This is a genomic window from Protofrankia sp. CiP1_Cm_nod2, from assembly GCF_920664355.1.
GTDB lineage: Bacteria > Actinomycetota > Actinomycetes > Frankiales > Frankiaceae > Protofrankia.
Map to the genome: position 1 here is coordinate 2230 of NZ_CAKKTL010000163.1, position 4608 is coordinate 6837.

Below are 4608 nucleotides of genomic sequence, written 5' to 3' on the forward strand. Positions count from 1 at the left end.
GAGCAGGCAGGACGAGCAGGCGGGAAAGGCAGGGAGGGGATGGCCGTGGTCACGTCGGTACCGGTTGCGCAGGCCCAGCCCGATGCCGCCGCGACGGTCGAGCGGCTGCGCCGGACGTTCGCGACGGGCCGCACCCGCGACCTCGGGTGGCGGCTGCGGCAGCTCGGCGCGATCGAACGCCTGCTCACGCAGCGGGAGGACGACATCGTCGCCGCCCTCGGCGCCGACCTCGGCCGGGGCGCCCACAACGCCTGGTTCGGGGACATCGCCAGCACCCGCGCCGAAGCCGCGTACGCCCGCAGGCACCTGCGGGGATGGGTGCGCCCACGGCGGACGTCACTGCCGGTGAACATGCTGCCGGGCAGGGGCTTCTACCAGTACGAACCACTGGGCGTGGTGCTCGTCGTCGGCCCGTGGAACTACCCGGTCTACCTGACGCTGTCCCCGCTCGTCGGGGCGCTCGCCGCGGGCAACGTTGTCGTGGTCAAGCCGTCCGAGCACGCGCCGGCGACCTCCGCGCTGCTCGCCCGCCTGCTGCCGGAGTATCTGGACGCGGACGCGGCCGCCGTGCGCGAGGGGGATGCCACCGTCACCCGGCAGCTGGTGGCGCAGGGGCTCGACCACGTCTTCTTCACCGGCGGAACAGAGACCGGTAAGCAGGTGATGGAGGCCGCGGCGCGGCACCTCACCCCGGTGACCCTGGAGCTGGGCGGCAAGAGCCCGGTCATCGTCATGCCGGACGCCGACCTGGACGTCGCCGCCCAGCGGATCGCCTCGGTGAAGCTGCTCAACGCCGGCCAGACCTGTGTCGCCCCCGACTACGTTCTCGTCGACAGCTCGGTCCGGGACGAGTTCGTCGCGAAGATCCGGGCCACGCTGGAGCGGTTCCAGCGGGACGAGCCCGTACAGCGGATCGTGAACCCACGGCAGTTCGACCGGCTGCGCCGCGCGCTCGAGGGGCACCACGGGCAGGTCGTGGCCGGCGGCGGCAGCGATCCCGGCACGATCACCGTCGAGGCGACGGTCGTGCTCGATCCGGACCCGGCCTCGGAGCTGATGACCCAGGAGATATTCGGGCCGGTTCTGCCCGTCCTGACGGTCGGTTCCCTCGACGAGGCGGTCGCCTTTGTCAACGCCCGGCCGAAGCCGCTCGCCCTGTATCTTTTCACCAGTTCGAGGACGGTGGTGCGGCAGGTGCTGCGCGGGACGAGCTCCGGTGGTGTCGTCGTCAACCATCTGGCGGTGCAGGTCCTCGTCCCGCAGCTGCCTTTCGGGGGAGTCGGCGCCAGCGGGATCGGCGCCTACCACGGCCGGTGGGGATTCGAGGCGTTCAGCCACCGCCGGGCGGTCGTCACGAAACCGGCCCGGCCTGACCCGCCGCTGCTCTACCCGCCGTACACGGAATGGAAGAAGAAGCTGCTGCGCCGCTTCTTCTGAGATTTCCTGTGAGATTTCCTGGGACGCGCCGGGCTTTTGTGGGTCCTGCTGGCGCCGGCTGCCCGGCCCGCCCCGGCCGCGGGTGGTGCCCGTGACCGGGGCGGGTCTGACGGCGCCCGGGAGAAGGCGTACCGGCGGGATTCGTCATCGGTACCGGTCCCGCCGGCGCGGGTCGAGCTGTGTTGCGACGTTGCTGGCTCAACGTCCGCTCACCACTTGTTGTCGGTGAGTTGTTTTCGGAGTCGTGCCGTCACACCGTGTTGGTGCCGGTCAGGTGGTGCCGATCAGATGATCGGACCGACGATCGGGCCGACGATCGGGCCAACCGGGCCGACGATCGGGCCGACGCCAACGGGGCCGACAGGACCGACGGGGCCGACCGGACCCACGGGGCCGACCGGACCAACCGGGCCGACAGGGCCAATGGGGCCGACCGGGCCGACCGGACCAACCGGGCCGACGATCGGGCCGACACCGACACCCGCGTCAGCCCCCACGACGGTGGTGGCACCGGCGTCTACGCTGCTTGCGGTTGCGACAGAGGTGCCCAGACCGATGAAGGCCGCGGCACCGAGCGCCACGGTCGCGCCGGCGAGGACCCTCCGGACTATCGAATTCTTGTCGTTTTGCACGGGTAACACTTACCTCCCAACGCATTCATCCGATAGAACCTGCAGCAACGCGAACTCCCGAAAACGAAATGGTAGCCGCGTCTCGTTCACGTTAGGCCATGCGCCGGGCCGGGCGGGGACTATTCCCGGCGCGGTACGTGTATGTCACAGGAACCGGCCCGGGACGGATGGCGGGCCGGGCCGGCAGTGCCACGGGCAACGATATCCGCTGTGTGGACAACGGTATTTGCTGTATCGCGGTCACCGTCGGCGCCGGCGGTATGTGCTGTCCCACTCCGAAAGGGCCGTCGTCACGGTGACCGGCGACCGGCCGTCACGAATTCCGTGCCTGTCGGCCAGGTCACGCCCGGTCGTCGCCATCGCCCGGGGGCCATCGCGGAAAATGCCAGGACCACTGCCGGGACCATTGCGGGGAACTCCGGGACCATCGGCGGCGGAACAATGCCACACGTCCCGCCGCGGACGGGACGACCGGGTACGGGCCGGCGGCGGTCCGCCGCTGCCGCCGCCGCTGCCACTGTCACGGCGGCGGGCCGCGCCGTCGGCACCCGCCGCCGGACGGGCCCGTGGCCACCGGGCGGCCAGCCGCCCACCCGGTGCCGAGAGGTCCGGTGGGGGAGAAGCGTCCGGCATGGTGGGCGCGACCCGTTCCGCCTCGCCCGGCGCCCGGCGCCCGGTGCCCGGTGCCGGTGCCCGGTGCCGGGGGTCGGGGGCCGGGGGTCGGGGGCCGGGGGCTCGATCGGCCCTCACGGAGCGTCCTCCCGGCAGGCCGGGCAGAGGAGTTGCGCGGTATTTGTTCGTGCGGTGTGCTTACTGTCCGGCAGGAAGCCGTCCTCAACTCCACGGAGGATACGGAGGATCGGTCATGAGCGGCAGCGAGATCTCCACCAGCCGGCGGCGGCCGGCGGAACCCGGCCTCGACCAGATACGCCGCCTCGTCGGGCTGGTGGAGCACGACACGGCCGCGGACCCCTTCCCGGTCGCGGGCTGGGACGCCGTTGTGTGGTCGGTCGGCAACGCCACCCAGTCCGCGCTGTTCTACCAGGCCGTGTTCGGTATGGAACTGGTCGCCTACAGCGGGCCCGAGACCGGCAACCGTGACCACAAGGCGTACGTGATGTGCTCCGGAGCGGTCCGGTTCGTCCTCAAAGGCGGGGTCGACCCGGCGTCCCCGCTGCTGCGCCACCACCGCCGGCACGGGGAAGGGGTGATCGATATCGCCCTGGATGTCCCCGACGTCGACCGCTGCGTCGCCCACGCCCGCGTGCGGGGGGCGGCGGTCGTCGAGGAGCCCCACGACCTGCGTGACGAGCACGGCACCGTCCGCCTCGCGGCCCTCGCCACCTATGGCGAGACCCGGCACAGCCTCGTCGACCGCAGCCGGTACACCGGCCCCTACCTGCCCGGCTACGTCAGCCGTGTCAGCCGTACCGGCCGTACCGGCGGTACGCCCGGCCGGGCGCGGCCGGTGGGCGGAGCCGGCCGGCTGTTCCAGGCGCTCGACCACGTGGTGGGCAACGTGGAGCTGGGCCGGCTGGACGAGTGGGTCGCCTTCTACAACCGGGTGATGGGCTTCACCACCATGGCCGAGTTCGTCGGCGGGGACGTCGCCACCCGGTACTCGGCCCTGATGAGCAAGGTTGTCACCAACGGTAACCACCGGGTGAAACTCCCCCTCAACGAGCCGGCGATCAGCGCACGGCGCTCCCAGATCGACGAGTACCTCGACTTCTACGACGGTCCCGGCGTCCAGCACCTGGCGCTGGCCACCAGCGACATCGTCACCACCGTGGATGTCCTGCGGGCCCGGGGCGTGGAGTTCCTCGACACCCCGGACGCCTACTACCGCGACCCCGGGCTGCGCGCCCGCGTCGGCGAGGTGCGGGTCCCCGTCGAGGAGCTGCGCACCCGCGGCATCCTGGTCGACCGCGACGAGGACGGCTACCTGTTGCAGATCTTCACCAGGCCGGTCGGCGACCGGCCGACGGTGTTCTTCGAGTTCATCGAGCGGCACGGGGCGCTCGGCTTCGGCGTCGGCAACTTCCGGGCGCTGTTCGAGGCCATCGAGCGTGAGCAGGCCAGACGCGGCAACCTCTGACGCCGGGGACATCCGCGGGCCCAGGACGCCGGCGGCACCGGGCACGCCGGAGCCGCCGGGCCGCCAGGGCCGTCGGGTGGGAAGGACATGCCATGCCCCACTACCGGGCCGTGGGCGACGTTCCGCCCAAACGGCACACCCAGCACCGCGGCCCCGACGGGGGCCTCTACCGCGAGGAGCTGCTGGGCGCGGAGGGCTTCGCCGGGGAGCACGCGCTGCTGTACCACACCGGCGTGCCCGCCGCGATCGCCGACGCGGCGCCCTGGACGCCCGCGGACCTGACCACCCACCCGAACATCCCGCTGCTGCCCCGGCACTTCCGGCTGCCGGCGCTGTTCAACGGCACACCGCCCGGCACGCCGCCCGGCACACCGCCTGGGACGCAGCCCGGCACACCGCCCGGCACGCAGCCCGGGACACCGCCCGGTAAACAGCCTGGGG

General features: G+C 72.1%; 3 protein-coding genes and 1 pseudogene. 3 read left to right on the top strand and 1 reads right to left on the bottom strand.

Features of this window, described 5'->3' with window-relative positions; translation table 11 throughout:
* Positions 1 to 39 precede the first annotated feature (39 nt).
* Entirely contained in the window at positions 40 to 1437 is a 1398-nt protein-coding gene (locus NBW84_RS17025) for an aldehyde dehydrogenase family protein (protein WP_250290863.1), read from the top strand.
* 284 nt (positions 1438 to 1721) lie between these two features.
* On the opposite strand, the gene NBW84_RS17030 is transcribed toward NBW84_RS17025, so the two are convergent.
* Positions 1722 to 2069: a hypothetical protein gene (locus NBW84_RS17030; RefSeq protein WP_250285724.1), complete on the bottom strand. Its 348-nt coding sequence runs from the start codon at positions 2067 to 2069 to the stop codon at positions 1722 to 1724.
* Positions 2070 to 2934: 865 nt separating this feature from the next.
* Between NBW84_RS17030 and hppD the strand changes: the two genes are divergently transcribed.
* Together hppD and NBW84_RS17040 are read left to right on the top strand one after the other, a co-directional pair.
* A complete protein-coding gene (gene hppD / locus NBW84_RS17035; RefSeq protein WP_250285725.1) occupies positions 2935 to 4167 on the top strand; it encodes a 4-hydroxyphenylpyruvate dioxygenase in 1233 nt (410 codons plus the stop codon).
* A gap of 92 nt (positions 4168 to 4259) precedes the next feature.
* Positions 4260 to 4608: pseudogene (locus NBW84_RS17040) on the top strand (hypothetical protein); the annotation flags it as partial.

Excerpts from the sequence above, each read along its gene's own strand:
- NBW84_RS17025 (WP_250290863.1), top strand. The coding sequence starts at position 40 with ATGGCCGTGGTCACGTCGGTACCGGTTGCGCAGGCCCAGCCCGATGCC.
- hppD (WP_250285725.1), top strand. The coding sequence starts at position 2,935 with ATGAGCGGCAGCGAGATCTCCACCAGCCGGCGGCGGCCGGCGGAACCC.